At 42.6% G+C, this 3,197-nt stretch carries 3 protein-coding genes; 2 read left to right on the forward strand and 1 reads right to left on the reverse strand.

The features are described from left to right. Positions 1 to 314: 314 nt before the first annotated feature. Both AB4496_RS07920 and dacB read left to right on the forward strand, forming a co-directional pair. Positions 315 to 1,361 carry a porin gene (locus AB4496_RS07920; RefSeq protein ID WP_009847550.1) on the forward strand — a complete coding sequence of 349 codons (1,047 nt, stop codon included), beginning with the start codon at positions 315 to 317 and terminating at the stop codon, positions 1,359 to 1,361. A 112-nt stretch (positions 1,362 to 1,473) separates the two neighbouring features. Then, positions 1,474 to 2,907: a serine-type D-Ala-D-Ala carboxypeptidase gene (gene dacB, locus AB4496_RS07925; protein WP_009847551.1), complete on the forward strand. Its 1,434-nt coding sequence runs from the start codon at positions 1,474 to 1,476 to the stop codon at positions 2,905 to 2,907. Positions 2,908 to 3,015: 108 nt separating this feature from the next. Here dacB and AB4496_RS07930 read toward each other — a convergent pair. Continuing rightward, positions 3,016 to 3,197 (reverse strand): magnesium transporter (locus tag AB4496_RS07930; protein ID WP_372130788.1); only part of this gene is annotated, 182 nt, incomplete at its 5' end.

Below are 3,197 nucleotides of genomic sequence, written 5' to 3' on the forward strand. Positions count from 1 at the left end.
AGTTAGCGATGAAATATCTAAAAAAAACAAAAATAAACCAAATAAACACAGATCACACTTTTATAAAAATCATATAAAAACAAATACTTAAACACACGCAAACTCAATAAAACAGTGTTCATAATTTTTATTGATATCATTTTACTACCTGATGGTGGAACTTTAGGGGTAAAAAGTACCCCACGGATTGCTCTGGCAAGTTTCACGCTTTTGTTCTAAGCATGATTATGAAGCTTGATTAATACGAGCAATATACAAAAAGGATTCAAATCCTTGATAAATACCTTTATGGACAGTAATTAGGAATTAATAACATGAACAAGACTATGATCGCGCTTGCTGTATCTGCTGCAGCTCTTGCTACTGGTGCTAACGCTTCAGAACTATACAACCAAGACGGTACTTCTCTAGAAATGGGTGGCCGTGCGGAAGCTCGTCTATCTATGAAAGATGGTAACGCTCAAGACAACTCTCGTATCCGTCTTAACTTCCTAGGTCAAGTTGAAATCCAAGATGGCCTATACGGTGTTGGTTTCTACGAAGGCGAGTTCACAACGGCTGAAAACGGCGCAGGCACTGACAAAAACAGCGACAGCTTAACTAACCGTTACGCTTACGCTGGACTTGGCGGTACATTTGGTGAAGTAACTTACGGTAAAAACGACGGCGCTCTAGGCGTAATCACTGACTTTACCGATATCATGGCTTACCACGGTAACTCTGCAGCAATGAAAATCAATGCTGCTGACCGTGCTGACAACATGCTTTCTTACAAAGGTCAATTCCAAGACCTAAGCGTTAAAGCAAGCTACCGTTTTGCTGACCGTACAGAACTAAAAGCTGACGGTACTCCAGCAGGCGAAGGCGATGCTGTTGCTTCTTACAGCGACAACAGTGCTGATGGTTACTCTCTATCTGGTATCTACGCAATCGGTGAAACTGGTGTTAAACTAGGTGCAGGTTACGCAAGTCAATACTCTGGTAACAACGCACAAGACGAATACATGCTTTCTGGTTCTTACACTATGGGCGACCTATACTTCGCTGGTGTATTTACAGATGGTCAAGTTGCTAAGAACGACGGTGATTACACTGGTTACGAAGTAGCAGCGGCTTACACTCTAGGTCAAACAGTATTCTCATCTACATACAACAACGCTGAAACTAATGGTGAAACGTCTGCTGACAATATCGCTGTTGATGCAACGTACTACTTCAAGCCTAACTTCCGTGGCTATGTATCGTACAACTTCAACCTAATCTCAGCGGGTGACCAGTTCGGTACTGCTGGCGGCAACCTTGCTGCAACTTCAGCACAAGCTGAAGACGAGCTAGCTCTAGGTCTACGTTACGACTTCTAATTCTGATTATCTAATTGATTAATTAGTTAATTGAGAATCAAAACGCCCGCTCTATAGCGGGCGTTTTTTATATCTGTATACTGAAAACATCAGTCATCCAAGAAAACCTTCTATGCGCCTTCTATCCCGCTTACTCCTATGTGGTTTGTCACTGTGTAGCTATTCAATTAGTGCTTTCGAATACCTCCCTCTAGATAAACTGCCCGATGGCAGTAGCACAAGCTTGATACTGAAGTCATTGAGTGATGATTCGAGTGAGTTGAACACCAATAGCGATGGCTTTTACCCTCCCGCCAGTACGTTAAAGCTAGTCACCGCTTTGGCAGCCAAATTGGAGTTAGGAGATAATTTTAACTACACGACCAGCATTGCGCGTTCTAATAAAGATGTCGTGATCGCATTCAGTGGTGACCCTACACTACAAAGAGAGCATCTAAAAAATCTTTTAGATCAATATGCTAAATCGCAATCTAAAACAATCAAGGGCAACTTATACCTCGATAACTCAGCTTTTACTGGCTATCAACGAGCGGTTGGTTGGCCTTGGGACATTTTAGGCGTTTGTTACAGCGCTCCCTCTAGTGCAATGACCTTAGACAGTAACTGCGCACAAGCCTCTATTTATACAAAAGATAACGGTACAACACGCGTATATATCCCAGCTCACTATCCGATAGACGTGACAACCTCAGCAGCCACGGTAACTCGCTCTGGCCAAAAGGCAACGCAATGCGACTTGGAGCTTATTACTACCCCAGATAACACTTACAAGCTCTCTGGTTGCTTAGTTGAACGTAAGAAACCACTGCCGCTCAAGTTCGCGATTCAAAGTCCAGAACTTTACACCTATCAAGTCGTTACATCGATTCTTAAAGAACTGAGAATTGAAGTAAAAGGCAATGTGGTCGTTGGCAAAAAAGCTAAAGCAGGCAAAAGCACGTTAATCGCAAGTCACAGCTCAGAGAAACTTCCCGAACTGATTAATATCATGCTCAAGAAATCAGACAATCTAATAGCAGACAACCTAACCAAAACACTGGGTGCGACATTTTATGTTCAACCGGGCAGCTTTAATAACGGCACTGAAGCGATAAAGCAGATATTACTGACCAAAGCCAATATTGACCTAAGCCAAGCACAGTTGGTCGATGGTTCAGGGCTATCCAGAAATAACCGCATGACCTCGCAAACCATGGCTCAGGTACTTCGTTATATCTGGGAGAACGATAAACAGCTCAACCTGATTGAGGCTATGCCTACATCTGGCACTGATGGCACGCTCAAATACCGTCAAAGCATGAGAAAAGCACCAATCCAAGGCAACATTATTGCCAAAAGTGGTTCTTTGTATGGGAGCTACAACATGGCAGGCTTTGGTTTAGATAAAGCGGGAAAACCGAACTCTCTATTTGTACAGTTTGTCCGTGATTACTTTCCTGACACACCAGATCCAGAAAAACCAGTAGAAGCACCCATCACCCAGTTTGAACGAGCTTTCTACACAGATGTAGTTGAATTCAGTCAAACACAGAGCAAATCTAAGTAATGTTCAACTCTGTTTAAGCTTCTACTTAAGCAATAAAATGGCGCTGAAGATCTTGAATCTTCAGCGCCATTTTTTTCTCTAAGGTGTTTTTAGCTATTTTTATAAACGCTAAGCGATCCCTAAGAATGAATTAACCACAGTGAAGTAGATCCACATTCCAGAGATATCCACTATCGAAGCCAGTACAGGGCTCACTAACACAGCAGGATCAAGTTTGAAGAATCGAGCGACTATCGGTAACCCGCCGCCGAGTACAGTTGATATGGTCACTTGAATAAACAGAGCAACAG

The sequence above is a fragment of the Vibrio sp. 10N.222.46.A1 genome (assembly GCF_041473595.1).
GTDB lineage: Bacteria > Pseudomonadota > Gammaproteobacteria > Enterobacterales > Vibrionaceae > Vibrio > Vibrio tasmaniensis_A.

Coding starts and splice junctions, on each gene's coding strand:
- dacB (WP_009847551.1), top strand. CDS start 1,474: ATGCGCCTTCTATCCCGCTTACTCCTATGTGGTTTGTCACTGTGTAGC.
- AB4496_RS07920 (WP_009847550.1), top strand. CDS start 315: ATGAACAAGACTATGATCGCGCTTGCTGTATCTGCTGCAGCTCTTGCT.